The organism is Haloarcula sp. JP-L23 (genome assembly GCF_011602445.1).
Taxonomy (GTDB): domain Archaea; phylum Halobacteriota; class Halobacteria; order Halobacteriales; family Haloarculaceae; genus Haloarcula; species Haloarcula pellucida.
In genome coordinates, this window is sequence record NZ_CP050014.1 from 3,164,804 (window position 1) to 3,180,683 (window position 15,880).

16 protein-coding genes and 1 pseudogene are annotated in these 15,880 nt (G+C 66.0%); 11 read left to right on the forward strand and 6 right to left on the reverse strand.

Going from position 1 to position 15,880, the window contains the following annotated elements; translation table 11 throughout:
- Positions 1-3: 3 nt before the first annotated feature.
- The 3 genes from cmk to G9465_RS16615 all read right to left on the reverse strand — a co-directional run bounded on the left by cmk (position 4) and on the right by G9465_RS16615 (position 2,624).
- Complete coding sequence (gene cmk / locus G9465_RS16605; RefSeq protein WP_166971999.1) at positions 4-582, reverse strand: (d)CMP kinase; 579 nt, start codon at positions 580-582, stop codon at positions 4-6.
- Positions 583-1,045: 463 nt separating this feature from the next.
- Complete coding sequence (locus G9465_RS16610; RefSeq protein WP_166972001.1) at positions 1,046-1,939, reverse strand: DUF106 domain-containing protein; 894 nt, start codon at positions 1,937-1,939, stop codon at positions 1,046-1,048.
- 34 nt (positions 1,940-1,973) lie between these two features.
- Positions 1,974-2,624, reverse strand: a complete 651-nt coding sequence (locus G9465_RS16615; RefSeq protein WP_166972003.1) for an adenylate kinase — start codon at positions 2,622-2,624, stop codon at positions 1,974-1,976.
- 139 nt (positions 2,625-2,763) lie between these two features.
- Between G9465_RS16615 and G9465_RS16620 the strand changes: the two genes are divergently transcribed.
- A complete protein-coding gene (locus G9465_RS16620; RefSeq protein WP_166972005.1) occupies positions 2,764-3,216 on the forward strand; it encodes a peroxiredoxin in 453 nt (150 codons plus the stop codon).
- 9 nt (positions 3,217-3,225) lie between these two features.
- On the opposite strand, the gene G9465_RS16625 is transcribed toward G9465_RS16620, so the two are convergent.
- On the reverse strand, positions 3,226-4,197 hold the full coding sequence (locus tag G9465_RS16625; protein WP_166972007.1) for a C-terminal binding protein: 972 nt from the start codon (positions 4,195-4,197) through the stop codon (positions 3,226-3,228).
- A 391-nt stretch (positions 4,198-4,588) separates the two neighbouring features.
- Here G9465_RS16625 and G9465_RS16635 point away from each other — a divergent pair, with 391 nt between their 5' ends.
- Entirely contained in the window at positions 4,589-4,801 is a 213-nt protein-coding gene (locus G9465_RS16635) for a hypothetical protein (protein WP_166972009.1), read from the forward strand.
- 1 nt (position 4,802) lies between these two features.
- On the opposite strand, the gene G9465_RS16640 is transcribed toward G9465_RS16635, so the two are convergent.
- On the reverse strand, positions 4,803-5,678 hold the full coding sequence (locus G9465_RS16640; protein WP_166972011.1) for a homoserine kinase: 876 nt from the start codon (positions 5,676-5,678) through the stop codon (positions 4,803-4,805).
- A 130-nt stretch (positions 5,679-5,808) separates the two neighbouring features.
- On the opposite strand from G9465_RS16640, the gene G9465_RS16645 reads away from it, so the two are divergent.
- From G9465_RS16645 to G9465_RS16655, 3 genes and pseudogenes are all read left to right on the forward strand, one after another.
- Entirely contained in the window at positions 5,809-8,043 is a 2,235-nt protein-coding gene (locus G9465_RS16645) for a histidine kinase N-terminal 7TM domain-containing protein (protein WP_166972013.1), read from the forward strand.
- An 11-nt stretch (positions 8,044-8,054) separates the two neighbouring features.
- Positions 8,055-9,403: pseudogene (locus G9465_RS16650) on the forward strand (NAD(P)/FAD-dependent oxidoreductase).
- Positions 9,404-9,785: 382 nt separating this feature from the next.
- On the forward strand, positions 9,786-10,496 hold the full coding sequence (locus tag G9465_RS16655; RefSeq protein ID WP_166972015.1) for a hypothetical protein: 711 nt from the start codon (positions 9,786-9,788) through the stop codon (positions 10,494-10,496).
- 163 nt (positions 10,497-10,659) lie between these two features.
- Here G9465_RS16655 and G9465_RS16660 read toward each other — a convergent pair whose 3' ends face one another.
- Positions 10,660-11,250, reverse strand: coding sequence for a DUF6149 family protein (locus G9465_RS16660; RefSeq protein WP_166972017.1), 591 nt, complete (start codon positions 11,248-11,250; stop codon positions 10,660-10,662).
- A gap of 129 nt (positions 11,251-11,379) precedes the next feature.
- Here G9465_RS16660 and G9465_RS16665 point away from each other — a divergent pair, with 129 nt between their 5' ends.
- From G9465_RS16665 to G9465_RS16690, 6 genes are all read left to right on the forward strand, one after another.
- Positions 11,380-12,630, forward strand: coding sequence for an NAD(P)/FAD-dependent oxidoreductase (locus tag G9465_RS16665; RefSeq protein ID WP_166972019.1), 1,251 nt, complete (start codon positions 11,380-11,382; stop codon positions 12,628-12,630).
- A 147-nt stretch (positions 12,631-12,777) separates the two neighbouring features.
- Positions 12,778-13,194, forward strand: coding sequence for a hypothetical protein (locus G9465_RS16670; RefSeq protein WP_166972021.1), 417 nt, complete (start codon positions 12,778-12,780; stop codon positions 13,192-13,194).
- 71 nt (positions 13,195-13,265) lie between these two features.
- Positions 13,266-14,093 carry a hypothetical protein gene (locus tag G9465_RS16675; RefSeq protein WP_166972023.1) on the forward strand — a complete coding sequence of 276 codons (828 nt, stop codon included), beginning with the start codon at positions 13,266-13,268 and terminating at the stop codon, positions 14,091-14,093.
- A gap of 50 nt (positions 14,094-14,143) precedes the next feature.
- Positions 14,144-14,680 carry a DUF5815 family protein gene (locus G9465_RS16680; protein WP_166972025.1) on the forward strand — a complete coding sequence of 179 codons (537 nt, stop codon included), beginning with the start codon at positions 14,144-14,146 and terminating at the stop codon, positions 14,678-14,680.
- 37 nt (positions 14,681-14,717) lie between these two features.
- Complete coding sequence (locus G9465_RS16685; RefSeq protein ID WP_166972027.1) at positions 14,718-15,482, forward strand: hypothetical protein; 765 nt, start codon at positions 14,718-14,720, stop codon at positions 15,480-15,482.
- Positions 15,483-15,579: 97 nt separating this feature from the next.
- Positions 15,580-15,798, forward strand: a complete 219-nt coding sequence (locus G9465_RS16690) for a hypothetical protein (RefSeq protein WP_166972029.1) — start codon at positions 15,580-15,582, stop codon at positions 15,796-15,798.
- Positions 15,799-15,880: the final 82 nt, after the last annotated feature.

A 15,880-nucleotide genomic window follows, 5' to 3' on the forward strand; every position in this document is an offset into this window, starting at 1 on the left:
GAATCAGAACTCGTACCGGATGTCTTCGATGGGTGCTTTCCCCTCGTCGCCCTCCGGACGGTAGGAGTCGATGGCGTGAAGCGAGACGCTCAGGACGCCCTGCGGGTCCCAGCGGGCAGTGTTGACCGAGAGGTCGTAGATAGAGAGGTCGTCGAAGTCGATGTCGTAGTAGTCGCTGTAGCGCTGGGCCTCGCTCTCGCCGCGCTCTCTGGTCTCCGTGCGGGCTTGCTCGAAGGGCTTGTTCTCGCGCTGGGCGATGCGGTCGGCACGGACGTCGAGTGGCGCGGTGAGCCAGAGTTTGATGTCGGCGTATTCCCCGGCCATCCAGCCAGCGAGGCGAGATTCCAACACGAGGTCGTCCCGCTCGGCGGCGATGTCCCGGAGTCGTCGGTCGAGGTCGCGGTCTATCTGGTCGTCCTCCTCGGCGGCCTTGTTCAGTTCCAGCGGCGTCATCCCGCGTTCCTCGGCCAGCGAGCGGAAGATGTCGCCGCCGCTGACGTGGTCGTAGGAGAGGGCGTCGGCGAGACTCTTCGCGAGCGTGCTCTTCCCGCTGCCAGCGGGACCAGAGACGGTGATCAACATAGCTACTCTCCGAAGGTGGCGATAAAAGGAGTTGTGTCTTCGGACCGCATCGGCATCGAACGAATTCGTCACGCGCATCGCGAACGTCGCGTAACGCAGCGCCACCACACCAGTCGCGACGCTTGACGAGTCCGTCGGCACGAGGTTCACAAAGTACCGCCGCAACACCGGTACAAGCCCCGACACTAAGCGCGATGATGCCGGGCGAAAACGAGTCACCGGCAGCGAGGCGGCCCCGAACGAACTGACGAAGAGTCTGGACACGCCCGAGTCACAACAGCGTATAGGTCGCAGTCGTCACCCAGCGTCCGCCGCGTCTCGGCCGAGAGAACGTCCCGGTCGCTTCGTAGTGTGCCGTCGGCGGGGTCCTTGAACGCCGTTTCGCGCGGCTGAACCAAAGTGTGCTGGATACGGAGTCGGTGTAGCGCCGAGGCGACGGAGAACCGACCCCGTCGCGAACGGGTTAGCTACCGGTCGGCGTCGTCTCGACGTTCAGCGCCTTCCGGATGATCTGGGTGAACGACAGCGAGCACAGGAAGTACCAGAGGATCCACGCCTGCAGCGGCCCGGCGGCGCCCTCTTGCCACGAGCCGACGTCACCGAGTATCGGGAACGTGACGACCGGTGCCTCCAGGGACATCCCGGCGCCGAACACCATCCAGTAGAGCCACAGGAAGATGGGGATGTTGATGAGCATGATCCAGACCATCGGGCGGAACTGCTGTTTGAACATGCCCATCTGGTCGGTCATCAGTTCCATCTGTTCCTCTTCGAGGCGGTCCAGCGCCTCGTCGTCGCCGCGTTCCTTCGCGGCCTCGCGGCGCTCTTTGAGGTCCTGCATCTTCTCTTGATGGTCGCCCATCCCGGACATGTCCATCAGCTGGTCCTGCAGAATCGAGGACGTAGAGCCCGTGAACACGGCCAGCACGAGGATGACGACGTAGAAGGGGACGACCTCGGCCAGCGGTCCCAGCGCGATGTCGATGACGCCGCCGATGGCGTCACGGACGGAGGTGAGCGAGTACCCGGCGAAGAGGCCGAGCGTCGCGAGGCCGGCCAGTTTGTCCCACGTGGACCAACTGCCGTCGTCGTCGTCCTCTGCGGGGGCGGCGTCGGCCTCTTCGAGCGCTTCGTGGACGCCTTCCGGGTCGTCGACGACGAACCCCTCGCCGTCGGCGTCGACGAGGAGGCCGGACTCGATGAGTCGCCCCCACTCGCCGCTGGTGATGTCGTCGCTGACGTCACTCCACGTGACGGTCCCTTTCTCCTCGGCGACGGAGAGGACCGCTGCGAGTGCGTCGGTCATTGCTTCGCCCTCGTCGGCGAGTCGTTCTACCTTCGGCGCGGTGCGTGCCATTGTACTGTGTTCAGCAGTGACGACTTATCAACGTTTATTCTGCGTGTGCATCGACCGCGTTCTCGATGTCGTCCCAGACCTCGTCGGGGGTCTGCTCGCCGTCGATGGCGACGAAGCCCTCGTGGTCCTCGTAGTGGGCGATGACCGGCGCGGTGTTCTCGTCGAAGACGTCCAGTCGGTTGCGCACCGACTCCTCGTTGTCGTCCTCGCGCTGGACGAGGTCGCCGCCACACTCGTCACAGACGCCCTCCGCTTCGGGCGGGCTGAACTCGACGTGGTAGTTCGCGCCACAGTCGTCACACACGCGGCGGCCGGTCAGGCGGTCGACGAGTTCCTCGCGGGAGACGTCGAGCGAGAGAATCACGTCGAGGTCGGTCATGCCTTCGAGTTCCTCGGCCTGCTCTAGGTTGCGCGGGTAGCCGTCCAGCACGAACCCGTCGGCTTGGGAGAGCGCCTCGTCGACGATGGCGTTGACGACGGCGTCGGGGACGAGGTCACCGGCCTCCATGTACTCCCGCGGCGTGTCGTACTCGGTGTCCATGTCGCTGATGTCCATGTCCTTGTTCGCCCGCAGGGCGTCGCCTGTCGTGATGTGCTCGACACCGTAGGTGTCGGCGAGGTTGACGCTCTGTGTGCCTTTGCCGGCGCCCGGCGGCCCGAGAATCAGGATTCGTGGATTCGACATGGACGCGGGTTCTCCCGCGCTCGTTAAATGGTTGTCCAAACGCGCCCGGCCCGGGACCGACTGGGCAGTCGCTCGTAGCCCTCGCGTGGCGGACTGCCCCGATCCAAATCCGTAAAACTGCGGCTGCCCAGAGGCCGGTATGCTCGAAGCAGGCGACCCAGCACCCGACGTGAGCGCTCCGAACCAGTCCGGCGAGACGGTGACGCCGGAGTTCGACGACCCGACGGTCGTGTACTTCTACCCCGAAGACTTCACCGGCGGGTGTACCATCGAAGCACGGGAGTTTCAGGACGTGCTCCCGCAGTTCCGCGAAGTCGACATCACGGTCTATGGCGTCTCGATGGACGGTTTCCAGACACACGACGAGTTCGCCGAGGAGGAAGGGATCCGCTATGACCTGCTGGCCGACCCCGACGGAACCGTCGCGGAGGCGTTCGGTCTCGACGTCAGTTCGGGGTGGACCGACCGACGGACGTTCGTGCTGTCCAACGGCGAGGTCAAGGCTGTCTACGACCCGGACATGGCCGACCCGTCGGGCCACGCGGAGGAAGTGCTGAACGACACGCGCAACGAGTACGTACAGGGCGGGTAACCCGCCAGCTCAGATCCACGGCGTCTCGGGGTCTATCGGGTTCGCCGGGTCCTCGCCCCGCAAGACGGCAGCGACGTCGCTCGCGACGCCGCGCGAGAGATCGGTCCGACTCTCCTCGGAGTACCAGCCGACGTGGGGCGTACAGATTACGTCGTCCCGGCCCGCGAGCGGGTCGTCCGGGCCCGGTGGTTCCTCGGCCCGCACGTCTAGCCCCGCTTTCGCGACGGACCCGTCGTTTAGGGCCGACACGAGGGCGTCCTCGTCGACGACCGGGCCGCGGGCGGTGTTGACGACGATGGCCGCTTCGAGTCGTTCGAACTCCCCGGTCGAGAACATATGGCGGGTCTCCTCGAACAGGGGGGCGTGGATCGAGAGGTAGTCGAGACGGTCCAGCATCGCGTCGAACGGTACCTTCTCGACGCCGTAGTCCCGCATCGTCGCCGCGTCGACGTTCGGGTCGTAGGCGACGACGTCCAGTTGGTAGGCGCGAAGTTTCGACGCCAGACGACGGGCGATGGCACCGAACCCGGCGAGGCCGAGTGTTCGGCCCCGCATCCGGTGAAGCGGGCGACCGGTCCGCCAGTCCCACGTCCCTTCGGAGATTTCGCGGTCGTAGTGGGGTATCGCTCGCACGCAGGCCAGCAACAACGAGAGCGCGTGCGTCGACACCTCGTCGAGACAGTAGTCGGGGACGTTGACGACGGTGATCCCGTTCTCGGCGGCCGCGTCGACGTCGATGTTGTCGACGCCGATGCCGGCCCGGCCGACGACCTGCAGCGTGTCGGTACCCGAGAGCGCCGCAGCCGTGACGGGCGTCGCCGCGTCCACGATGATACCGTGGGCACCCTGTACGGCCTCGGTGACGGCGGCGTCGGTCTTCTCGTCTAGCAGTTCGATGGTCGCGCCCGCGGCCTCTAGAATCTCCGACTGCGTCGTCGGGTCGACCGTCTTGTTGTCACAGAGGACGATAGTGTAGTCCATATCGACTGTCGTACGGGCCACCACAAAGAGTGTGTGCCCGGTCGCTGCTACTCAGGCCGGTGGCTCGTCCCACGCCTCGCCGTAGCTCTGAGTCCGTACCGGGAGTCCGGTCGGCGGGGTTCGTCGTGGCCCGCGCGGACGCCCGTGTCGCGGTACACGTCGGGCGCGTTTCGGACCTCGACCATCCCGACGGCGTGGTTCGAAGAAAGACGGGGCTGTCGAGGTCGGCGTCGACGGCCGTCTCGGCGACGTTGTGGATGCCTTCGAGGTTGTCTGCGCGAGGTGGACGACGGCGACATAGTTGCTCACCCGAAACGAGCGGCGGCGACACCACCCTCCCCCAACTGTTGGCCAAAAGACATTTACACCCAGTCACCAGCCATACATGACAATGAGCCACAAACTCAGCGAGCGACTCAAGTCGCTGGTCGGCGGGCCGGGACGGGACGCGGGTCGATCGACAGATTCGCCGGAGGACGCGTCGTCGCTCCGGACGTGCCCGGAGTGTGAGAAGACGTTCATCGTCAGCGAGATGGAACGCTGTCCCGACTGCGGGACGGCCGTCGAAGAGACGCCGACCGAACGCGACCTCGGCCTGTTGTAGCTCAGAATATCTGCGCGCCGCGACCGATGCGGGTCTGATACGCCCGCGCGTCGATGCCGCGGTCGCCGAAGGTGTCGAGCATCGCGCTGGCGATGGCCCGCTGGTCGGCGTCCTCGCAAGCGGCGATGACCGTCGGGCCGGCCCCGGAGATGGTGACGCCCGTCGCACCGGCGTCGAGTGCGGCCTCGCGGACCGACTCGTAGCCGTCGATGAGTTTCGCCCGGGCGGGCGTGACGACGGTGTCGTGCATCCCCTCGCCGACGAGTTCCGGGTCGTCCCGGTGCATCCCGGTCGTCAGCGTCGCGGCGTTACCGACGGTCTCGACCAGTTGGTCGACGCGGGCGTTCTCCGGGACGACGCGCCGGGCGTCGCGGGTGGAGACGACGATGTCGGGGAGACAGGCGACCAGTGGTATCGAGGCGTCGACCTGTCGCACGCCCGACTCCGTAGCGATGGTAAAGCCGCCCATGATGGAGGGCGCGACGTTGTCGTCGTGGGCGTCGCCGGAGACGACGGCCTCGCCCTTCGCGGCGATGGGGACCAGTTCCTCCCGGGAGTAGCCGCGGTCGTACAGTTCGTTGAGGCCGACGGCCGCGGCGGCGGCGCTTGCGGCCGACGACCCCAGTCCCGACGCCGGACGGACGCCCTTGTCTATCTCGATGTGTGCCGGGGCCTCTAGCGCCTCGGCGACGGCGCCGACGGTGTTTTTCTCCGGGTCCTCGGGGATGAACTGGCTCCCGGCACCGGTCACGTCGATAGTCGTCCGGTCGGCCTTCGAGAGGCGGACGACGTCGGCGGGCCGTTCCAGCGCGACGCCGAAGACGTCGAAGCCACTGCCGAGATTCGCGCTCGTGGCCGGTGCCCGGACGGTGAGCATGCCTGCGAATTTTTCCAGTGTGGTCAAAAAGGTAGCGGACCGCCACAGCGACCCGTCGCTCGACTCTCACGATTGAGAACGCGGCCCAAAACAATAAATCCCGGACTGCGGTGGTACCGGTAGATAGGGGATGGCAGTCGAGGTCGGTATCGCCGTGGTGGTGGGGAGCGTAGTCGGGGGAGTCATCAGTGCAGGGCTCGCCGGTGCCGCCTGGCGCAATCGCTCGGTCGCCGGGGCCGTCCCGTTCGGGTGGTTGATGGCCGCCGCCGCTGGCTGGTGTTTCCTCGGTGCGGCGTGGGTCGTCACGACCGACTCGGCCGTCGCGATGGCCCTGTTTCTCGCGATACGGGCCGCCTCCGGCCTGATAGTCGGTCTCTGGGTCGTGTTCGCGCTGGTATATACGGGTCGGCGGACGTGGCTCACACCCGCCCGAGTGGGGGCGATATTGTTCGTCCCGTCTACGTACGCCGTGCTGGCGCTGACGAATCCGCTTCACGGTCTCGTCGTCGCCGACGTGACGCTCTCGATCGTCGACGGACAGACGTTCTTCGTCGGCCAGACCGGACCGGTGTACACTGCACAGACCGCCGTCTCTCTCTCGCTCATCGCCGTCGGGTACGGACTCCTTGGGGAGTTCCTCCTCCGGACGCGAAACCTTCACCGCAAACAGACGTTCGTGGTCCTCGTCGCCGGTCTGGTCACCGCCGGAGTCCACGTCCTGTTCGTCTTCGGGGTGACGCCACATCCGGGGCTCAACGTCGCACCGCTCACCTTCGCGTTCAACGGTCTGCTCGTCGGCATCGCCCTGTTTCGCTATGACTTCCTCTCCGTCGCACCCCTCGCCGGTGACCTGGTGGTCGACGAACTTCCCGACCCCGTCCTCGTCTTGGACCGCCACGAGACGATTATCGACTACAACCCGGCCGCCGCAACGGTGATAGCCGACGGCGAGGACATCGAGGGGGCCGACGTGGACGACGTCGCACCGGGGCTCCTCGAGAAAATCAATCAGGGCGGCGTCCTCACGATTGGACAGAATGCCGCCTATTTCGACCCACAGACGCGTACCGTCACTGACCAGCGCGGGACGGTCCGGGGACGGCTCGTCCTGTTGCGTGACGTGACGGGACAGCAACGCCGGCAAGACCGACTCGAAACGCTCCAGACGGCGACGAGACACTTCATCGAGGCCAACCAGCCCGAGACCGTCGCTCGTCTGACCGTCGACTTCGCGACACGCGCCCTCGATCAGAACGCCGCCGGTGTCTTCCTCTGTAACGACGAGGGCCACCTCGAACCGACCGCCGTCAGCGATCAGGTGGAAGACTACGTCGACGAGGAGTTGCTGTACGTCGACCCCGAGGAGATGCCCGACGACAGCCTCTGGCAGACCTACGAGACGGGCGAACGCCGCATCGTCTCGTTCGAGGGCGGCGGAGTCTGCGAACTGAAGACGGCGCTCATGATCCCGATCGGCGATCACGGTGTCGTCGCCATCGGCTCCGAGGAGCGGACGTACGCGCCGGAGGACAAGCAGTACGCCGAGATACTCGCTCGGACGACACAGGTCGCACTCGATCAGGTCGCCCGGGAGCGGGAACTCCGCGAGAGCCGCACCGCCGTCCAGCGACGAACAGAACAGATAGAGTTCTTCAACGGCGTTCTCAGACACTCGCTGCGAAACGGGATGCTGGTAATCCGTGGCCGCTCGGAACACCTCCACGACCACGTCTCCGCGGACCAGCAGCGACACCTCGACAGCATCACGGCGTGGTGTGAGAAACTCGCAGCGACCAGCGAGACGATTCGGGACATCAACGAGACGGTGACCGCGAGCGAGAGCGAGCGACTGGAAGTGATCGAACTGGGGGAGATACTCCGGCGCGTGGCACAGACAGTCAGCAGCGAGTGGCCAGCCGCTACGATCGGCGTCGACGTCAACGACGAGCGAGTGCTGGCGAACGAACTCGCCGAAGAGGTACTGCTGAGTGTCGTCGAGAACGCCGTCGAACACAACGACGGCGTCCCTCACGTCACCATCACGACACAGAAGGCGGGCGACTGGGTCCAGCTCCGTATCGCCGACGACGGGCCGGGCATCTCCGACGACCTGAAGGCGACGATGTTCGAGCGCACGCTCACCCCGAACCAGACGGGCGGCGGGTTCGGTCTCTACTTCGTCTCCGTGATGATGGACCTCTACGGGGGGAAAGTCTGGTTCGAGGACAACGACCCGACCGGGACCGTCGCTATCCTCGAGTTCCAGCGGACGAGCGAGCGACCCGAAACGGAGTCGCCGCGGGCCGATACGGAGAGCACGAACGGTCCGGCCGCCGAAGCACAAAGTAAATCCCACGACGACTGATACTCTCGCGTATGATCGGCGTCGTCGGCGGCGGCATCGCGGGGCTCTCTGCGGCGTACCGCCTCCAGCAACGCGGCCACGAGGTCCGCGTGTTCGAGGCGAGCGACGACCTCGGCGGTCTGGCCGCGGTGTACGAGACGGCGGGAGACCCCATCGAAAAGTTCTATCACCACCTCTCGAAGTCCGAAGAGACCATCGTCGAACTCGCCGAGGAACTGGGGCTGGGCGAGGACGTCGAGTGGCGCATCGGCAAGAACGCCTACTACGTCGACGGCGTCGTCCACCCGATGGACAAGCCGTGGGAGATTCTCTCGTTCCCCCACTGGAGCCTCTACGATAAGTTCCGTCTGGGGATGCTCACGCTCGATATCGACGTGCGCGGCGGCGTCCCGAAGTTCGACACCTACGAGGAACTGTCCGACTTCGAGGACGTCCCCGTCGAGCAGTTCGCCCGGGAACACACCACGCAGAACGTCTACGAGACGTTCTTCGAACCGCTGCTTGACGCGAAGTTCGGCGACCGGAAAGACGACGTGAGCGCGGCGTGGCTACTGGGTCGCATCAAGTTCCGCGGGGAGCGAGATATCTTGAAAGGCGAGGTGCTGGGCTATCTCGACGGCGGGTTCGGCCGTCTGCTGGACGCCCTCGTCGAGGCCGTCGGCCGCGAGAACATCCAGACCGGCACGCGCGTGACCGACCTCGATACGGCGGGCGGCGAAGTGGCGAGTCTCACCACCGAACGCGGCGGCGAGACGACGACCCACGACGTGGACAGCGTCGTCGTCGCGACGATGCCGAACGTCCTCGAAGACCTCACCGGCTACCCCTGTGACATCGACTTCCAAGGGACGGTGTGTTCGGTCGTCAGCATGGACGAGTCCCTGATGGACACCTACTGGCTCAACATCGCCGACGAGGCCCCCTTCGGCGCGCTCATCGAGCACACCAACTTCGTCCCGGCCGAGCGCTACGGCGGCGAACACCTGCTGTACGTCGCCCGCTACATCCAGTCCCCCGAGGAGGACGTCTGGCAACAGGACGACGACGAGGTCCGGGAGACGTGGCTCTCGGGCATCGAGGGCCTGTTCCCGAGTTCGACCGCGAGTCGGTCAACTGGATCCGCACCGCCCGGAACCCTCGCACTGCGCCCATCTACGAGCGCGGGTACGTCGACATGGTCGTCCCCTACGACCTCGGCGACGCGGTGGCCGAGGGCGTCTACTACGCCGGGATGGCCTCGAAGGCGCAGTACCCGGAGCGCTCGCTCAACGGCGGCGTCGTCGCGGGCTACGAGTGCGCCGACCGCATCGACGGCCGCGTGGACGCCGCGACTGACCGCGCGACGCCGACCACCGAGTGAGGACCCCCAACTCTCGTCAGTCCGGGCCGTCGCGGTCGGCGATGCGCCGTCGGTGACGACGCCCGCTCCGGTGCCGTCGGACGTCCCGGTCTCGACGGACCGCTTCGACGACGAGATCTGCTCCCGGTTTCGACCGCCGGACGGACCAGGCGGTGTGTGGACACGTCCAGTCGGCCGAGTCGTCCTCCGACTCGCCCCCGACTCCGCCTAGACGACGGCACCCCCGTGAAGCCGTTTCGCCTGACGCTGCGCTGGACCGCAGAGGGGTCGTTGACGGTGTTCGCGAACGTCTGGTACGTGCTGAGCGGACGACCGACGAGAGGGTCAAGCCGGTGTTTGAGCGTTCTGAAGGGTTTTATTTCGTGCCGCCGTCGTCCGAGACGTGCAGCGACGTACCCTCCTCGCCACCGTCGGCGCCGTCCTCGGGAGCGCCGGGTGTCTCTCGACGGACGACCCGCCAGCGAACACGCCCTCGGGCGACGACACCGTGACGAGTACTGACGAACCGACGGTGACCACCGACGAGCGGACGCCGGGGGTCGACGTGCCGGACGCGACGGACGTCTTCGACGGCTTCGAGTGTCCGTCGTTCGACGACGCGGCCGACCAGAGCGTCTGTTACCACACGGCCACGGACGAGGCCGTCGTCCTGACGGCCGAACCGGAGGTGTTCGACCCGTACGGCGGCGACGACAACGTGGAGACGCTGTCGTTCGGCCTCTACAATCGCTCGGCGTGGACGTTCGGGGTCAACCCCTACGACTGGTCGCTCCACCGCTTCGAGGGCGACGGCGAGTGGACGAAGGTCGCACCCAACGGGCCGATACGGGAACCGCTCTACCTCCTCGACCCGGGCGAGACGTACCGCTGGAAGATACCCTCACATTCCGGACCGACGCCGAACGACGACAACGTGAAGTACCTCGACGTCTCGCTGTCGCCGGGCGTGTACGCGTTCAGCGTCACCGGCAGCTACCAGATAGTCGACGACTCGACGGCCGCGCCCGAGGGACGCACCGAACTCGTCGCACTCACACGCGTCGAGACGGCGATACCAGTCGATGGGTCCGACCAGACGACCGCACAGGGATAGCTGACGGCTCGCTGCGCCCGCACTCTTTGTCACGGGTGCTCACGGAGGGGTATGCACCGCCGTCAGGCGCTCGCCGTCGCGGGGTACCACGAGACGGCAGTCTGGTGGCGCCGCTGGCGGCGTTCGAGTTTCGACGGCGCTGGACCGACCGACGCGAGGAGCCTCAGTCGGCCGTCTCGTCGTCGACGCCGGGCGCCTCCGACGGACTGACGTCCTCCGGTTCCGCCTGCCCGCCGACGACTACCTCGCCGTCGGCCGTCTCGACGTAGACGTCGTCGGCGAACCCGCCCTCGGCGTGTGGGTGGTCCGGGTCGTCGAGTTTCTCCGGCGTCGACGGTGCCTCGGTGATGCCGTCGGCCGGTCTGAACTTCCCGAGTGGGTCGTCGATGGTGATGTCGTAGCGCGCGAAGAACTCGTCGTATCGCTCGTAGTGCACTTCGAGTTCGTCGCTGGGGAACTCCATCATCTCGGTCCAGCCGTGGTTGTAGAAGTCGAAGTTGGCCTGAATGTGGGTTATCTCGCGGGCCTCGGCCTCCGGATAGCCCGACTCCAGGGCCGCGACGTAGGTGTTCATCGTCGCGTCGAAGAAGTCGTCTAAGTGGGGCCGGCGTTCGTCAGCCCGGGCCGGGTCGGCCTTCTCGGCGAACACGTTCGTGTGGAGGTCGACCAACCGGTCGTTGACTTTGTCACCGACCACTGGGAGCGTCAGCGCCTGTTTGGCCGCGAAGTGTTTGACGTTCTGACGGAGTTTCATCACCCGTGCTTGGGGCGCGAACGTCTTCAATGCCCCGACTACCCCCGGATTTCGGCGAGTTCGGGCGAGGTATCACGGTCGATACGGAGATAGCAATCCACATTAAGCCCGATTTCCTACCCACCGAACATGAGCACGTCGCACGTGATAATCGGAGACGGTATCGCGGGAGCGTCCGCGGCCGAGACGATCCGCGAGGAAGACCCAGACGCAGACGTCACCGTCATCACCGACGAGGGCGAAGCCCTGTACAACCGCATCCTCATCAAGGAGTTCGCGAAGGGGAAACTCCCCGAGGCGCCCATCTCCATTCACGAGCCCGAGTGGTACGACGAGCGGGACATCGACCTCCAGCTAAACACCCACGTGACCGACATCGACCCCGACGCCCACGAGGTCAACACCCACAGCGGGACGACCTACGAGTACGATAAGCTCCTCGTGGCTACGGGCGGCACCCCCGCACAGGTCCCCGTCGAGAACAGCGACGCCGACGGTATCCACCACTTCTGGACGTTCCAGGACGCCCGCGGCATCGCCGAACACGCCGAAGAGGCCGATCAGGGCATCATCGTCGGTGCCGGCCTGCTCGGCATCGACCTCGCCGCCGTCTGTGCCGCACAGGGAATCGACGCGAAGTACCTCATGCGCGGCAACCGCTGGTGGCGCTACGCGCTCTCGGAGGACGGCGCGGAGATTATCCACGAGGCCCTGCGCGAGAACGGCGTCGAACCCGTCTTCGACTCCGGCGTCGACCACTTCACCGTCGACGACGACGGCCACGTCACCGGTGCCGTCGACCCGAACGGCGAGGAGTACGAGGGCGAGTGGGCCGGCGTCGCCATCGGACTGGACTTCAACACGGAGTTCCTCGGCGGTTCCGGCGTCGAACTCGACGACGGTATCGTCGTCGACGAGTACATGCAGACCAACGTCGAGGACGTCTACGCCGCGGGAGACATCACCCAGTTCTACGACACCATCCTCGACGCGCAGGCCCAGAACGGCGCGTGGGGTTCCGCGAAAGAGCAGGGCTCGGTCGCCGGCAAGAACATGGTCGCCGACGACGAGGCCGACGCCTTCCGCTGGGTCTCCTCGTACTCCATCACCCACTTCGACTTCCCGTTCCTCTCCTTCGGTCACCCGGCCCGCGGCGAAGACGAGGCCGAACGGAAGTACTCCGACAGCGAGTGGCGCCGACTGGCCTTCGAGGACGGGCAGTTGGTCGGCGGCGTGCTCATCGGGGACCTCTCCCAGCAGTCGAAGTTCAAGAAGCTCATCCGCGAGGAGCGACAGGTCGCAGACAAGAAGGAACTGCTGCTAGAGAAGGACGTCGACCTCGAAGAAGTGAAAGCCCAGACCGCCGCGCCCGCAGAGTAACGCGGCTTCCGACTCCGGTTTCCGCGACACCGGCCCGCGTATCCGGTCGTCGCTTCCCCGACACCAGCTATCGTGTGCCGGTCCGGGCGGACGTCGGCAGGACACGAGAACGACGCCCTTTTTTCCGCGCACGGCGGAGTACGGCGTATGGACGGCGGCAGCGGCGACATGACCCTCGCGTTCGACCTAGACGCCCTGAAAGAACTGGCGTACCCGGACAGCGTCTTCAACGACGCCCGCCAGTGGTCCGAGTACGTCGGCGTCATCTCTGATCAACCCACGTACGTCGTGACCAACTTCACGCGAAAGCATCGCATCCGACAGGACTTCTTCTCCGGGCCGCGGGGCCGCGAGGAGAGTCTCGTCAACGTCAAAGAGCAGTTCGACACCGACCGCCACGTCTTCGTCGGCACCGACGAAGCGGCCGCCGAACTCGCCGAGACGGCCGGGTGGGAGTACCTGCCAGTCGAACAGGCCGCCGAGGCCGCCGACTGGGAACTCGGCGAACCCGAAGCCCCCGCCGCGACGGCCAACGAGGACGACGAGCGCGACGACTGGCCCTGAACCGGCGTCACAGGCGCTTCGACGGAGACAGTATTTTTTATTTACGTTCCGAGAGTTGAACTGAACCGACAATGTCCCTCGACATCGGTGCCGCCCTCCGAACCGGATTCGACGACCTGACGAGCGAATCCGGTGTGCTCGTCGTCGCCGTGTTAGTCGTCCTCAATCTGGGGAGCCTCGTCGCCAATGAGAGTTTCACCAAAGAGATGATGCAATTCGTGTTCGAAAACGGCGGGTACACCCCCGAACAGCAGCAGATGATGGCCTCGTTCACGGGGAACTATCCGCTGGCGATAGACGTGGGCCTCGGCGTCGCCGTCGCCCTCGCACTACTGCTCGTCCTCGTCGGCGAGTTCGTCCGGTTCTGGGCGATCAGGACCTTCGCCGGGCCGAGCGAGACGGCCGTCGAGTCGCCGGCCGAGCGAGTCAGCCACGTGCTGGTCCTCGGCGGTGGCGTCGCCGTCCTGCTGTTCGTCTTCGGGTCGGTGGCGCCGTTGGCTGGACAGTTAGTCGGCCCGCTAGTAGGGAGCGTCGGCTCGTTAGTCGGTTCGGTCGGCTCGCTCGTCTTGCTCACCGTCTTCGTCTACCTCCGACAGGAGATAGCGCTGAACGACGGGGGCTACGGGGCGACGGTGAAGAACAGTTTCGCCCGGTTCATGGACGACCCCGCGAGCATCATCGTCCTGCTGGTGGTGCTCGGCCTGTTCGGTCTCGTCGCGGCTATCCCGACGGTTTTGACGTTCTTCGACATCGCCCCGGGCGTCGCCGGGATTTCGGGTCGGGTCGTCCTGAACGTCGTCGCGACGGTCATCAGGGCCGTCTTCCAGACGCTGGGCATCGCCGCCGTGACCGCTGCGTATCTACAGGTTCGGTCGAGCGCGGCCCCGTCCGGACTCTGAGCAGCCCGCCGTATCGCGGGCTTTAACCCGCGAGTGTCCTATCGCTGGCAATGGCAGAACCGCGTGTGCCCGGCGGACGCGAGTCCGAACTCGAACTCGCCTGTGGGGAGGTCATCGACACCCACGACGACCTGCACATGGGGATTCGCGAGTACGACTGCGCGTGTGGCGCGACTCACGCCGTCGTACTGGACGCGCACCCGCTCGCCCGCTTCGTCCCGGAGTTTCTGGAGGAGGTCCTCACGGAGACGATCGAACCGGCCGACGACCACGACGAGTTCACGACGGCCCACCTCATGGGCGTCGTCATCGAGGAGTTCCCCGAGAAAGTCGCCGTCGCCGACGCCGCCGAGGACGGCGCCGTCGGGTTCTCACTGGCGTGGGTCACCGACTTCGACTCCCGCCGACTCCACGAAATCGTCGTCGAGTTGCTCGTCGAACTGATGGAACACGCCGTCAGCCACGCCGAGGACGACGCCGTGATGGAGGAGTTCGAGGCCCAGATGTTGGAGTTCGACGTCGAGGCGTTCGTCGACCAGTACCGCGCCCAGCGGAACTTCGACGACCGACACGACACCGCTATCTGAGCGCTACTGTTTCCCGCGAGCAGACCGATTCTCCCGTATGGGCTGGCGTGCGATAGTCGTCGCCGCCGCGTTCGTCGTGGCCGGATGTAGCGGCTTCACTGCCACTGACGGCCCGGGGGCGGTCACACCAGCACCGGTGCCAGAGCAACCCACGGGACCGGCCGCCGTGCCCGGCCTAACGAACGATAGCATCGCCAGTCCCGACGCCCTCGCGCGCGCACATCGTCGGTCGCTGTACGACCGGTCGTACACGCTGACTGTCCGGTGGACGGTGGGTGCCCGCGAAGGCATCACGCGACTGGCAGTCGAAGACGAGCGCCGGTACCGCTACCGCAACGAGCAGATGGACGGGGGGTACAGCGACCGGACGTTCGTCGACGGTGCCACCCGTTACAACCGATACCGCCGCCCGCTCGGCGTCAAGTTCGGCCGGGGTCAGTCAGCGCCGGCGCGCGACCGGTTCGGCCACGTCACCGCCCGACTCGTGCGGAGTTTCCTCCCGGCGGGGCCTGCTGCCATCGAGCCCCACCCCGACGGCTACGAACTCGTCGTCCGGCGGGCCCCGGATGGCTTCGAACGGGTCGACCGGTACGTCGTCCGCGCCGTCGTCGCGCCCTCGGGGTTCGTCCGGTCGTTCGTCGTCAGCTATCGCAACACGGAGCGGAACGCGACCGCCTACCACCGATTCCGGTACACAGACGTCGGGGAGACGACGGTCGAACGGCCGTCGTGGGTTCGCGAGCGGTGGCCCGAGGAGACGCGACGTGGGACGGCGACGACGACACCGTATGACAGTGGCTGACAGCGACGGGCTCCCCGCCGTCTCGCGGTTTTCCCTAAACAGCCGTCTGACGGCTGTCTGACGGTGTTATATGATGTTTGGGGTTTTGTACGTACGTATGGCCATCCGCCACGGCGAGTTCGAGCGCATCATCTCGGTGCTCGACGACGCCGACGCCGACGGCCCGCTGACGGCCCGCGAGATTCTCGACCTGTTGGAGGAACACGACGAAGACTTCGGCAGCGCCCACCGCGTCGCGACAGTACTGGGCCGCCGGGCACAGACCGGCGACGTCGAGGTAATCGAGGACCAACCCTACCGCTACCGGGTCGACTAACGCGGCAACTGAACCGGGGAAGAGTGTGAACCACCCCCGTGTGAGGATGTCGCATTACGATATTCGAAATCGGGCTTCGAGA

Excerpts from the sequence above, each read along its gene's own strand:
- G9465_RS16640 (WP_166972011.1), bottom strand. The coding sequence starts at position 5,678 with ATGCTCACCGTCCGGGCACCGGCCACGAGCGCGAATCTCGGCAGTGGC.
- G9465_RS16680 (WP_166972025.1), top strand. The coding sequence starts at position 14,144 with ATGGCAGAACCGCGTGTGCCCGGCGGACGCGAGTCCGAACTCGAACTC.
- G9465_RS16665 (WP_166972019.1), top strand. The coding sequence starts at position 11,380 with ATGAGCACGTCGCACGTGATAATCGGAGACGGTATCGCGGGAGCGTCC.
- G9465_RS16625 (WP_166972007.1), bottom strand. The coding sequence starts at position 4,197 with ATGGACTACACTATCGTCCTCTGTGACAACAAGACGGTCGACCCGACG.
- G9465_RS16670 (WP_166972021.1), top strand. The coding sequence starts at position 12,778 with ATGGACGGCGGCAGCGGCGACATGACCCTCGCGTTCGACCTAGACGCC.
- G9465_RS16690 (WP_166972029.1), top strand. The coding sequence starts at position 15,580 with ATGGCCATCCGCCACGGCGAGTTCGAGCGCATCATCTCGGTGCTCGAC.
- G9465_RS16685 (WP_166972027.1), top strand. The coding sequence starts at position 14,718 with ATGGGCTGGCGTGCGATAGTCGTCGCCGCCGCGTTCGTCGTGGCCGGA.
- G9465_RS16635 (WP_166972009.1), top strand. The coding sequence starts at position 4,589 with ATGAGCCACAAACTCAGCGAGCGACTCAAGTCGCTGGTCGGCGGGCCG.
- G9465_RS16675 (WP_166972023.1), top strand. The coding sequence starts at position 13,266 with ATGTCCCTCGACATCGGTGCCGCCCTCCGAACCGGATTCGACGACCTG.
- G9465_RS16645 (WP_166972013.1), top strand. The coding sequence starts at position 5,809 with ATGGCAGTCGAGGTCGGTATCGCCGTGGTGGTGGGGAGCGTAGTCGGG.
- G9465_RS16620 (WP_166972005.1), top strand. The coding sequence starts at position 2,764 with ATGCTCGAAGCAGGCGACCCAGCACCCGACGTGAGCGCTCCGAACCAG.
- G9465_RS16610 (WP_166972001.1), bottom strand. The coding sequence starts at position 1,939 with ATGGCACGCACCGCGCCGAAGGTAGAACGACTCGCCGACGAGGGCGAA.
- G9465_RS16660 (WP_166972017.1), bottom strand. The coding sequence starts at position 11,250 with ATGAAACTCCGTCAGAACGTCAAACACTTCGCGGCCAAACAGGCGCTG.
- G9465_RS16615 (WP_166972003.1), bottom strand. The coding sequence starts at position 2,624 with ATGTCGAATCCACGAATCCTGATTCTCGGGCCGCCGGGCGCCGGCAAA.
- cmk (WP_166971999.1), bottom strand. The coding sequence starts at position 582 with ATGTTGATCACCGTCTCTGGTCCCGCTGGCAGCGGGAAGAGCACGCTC.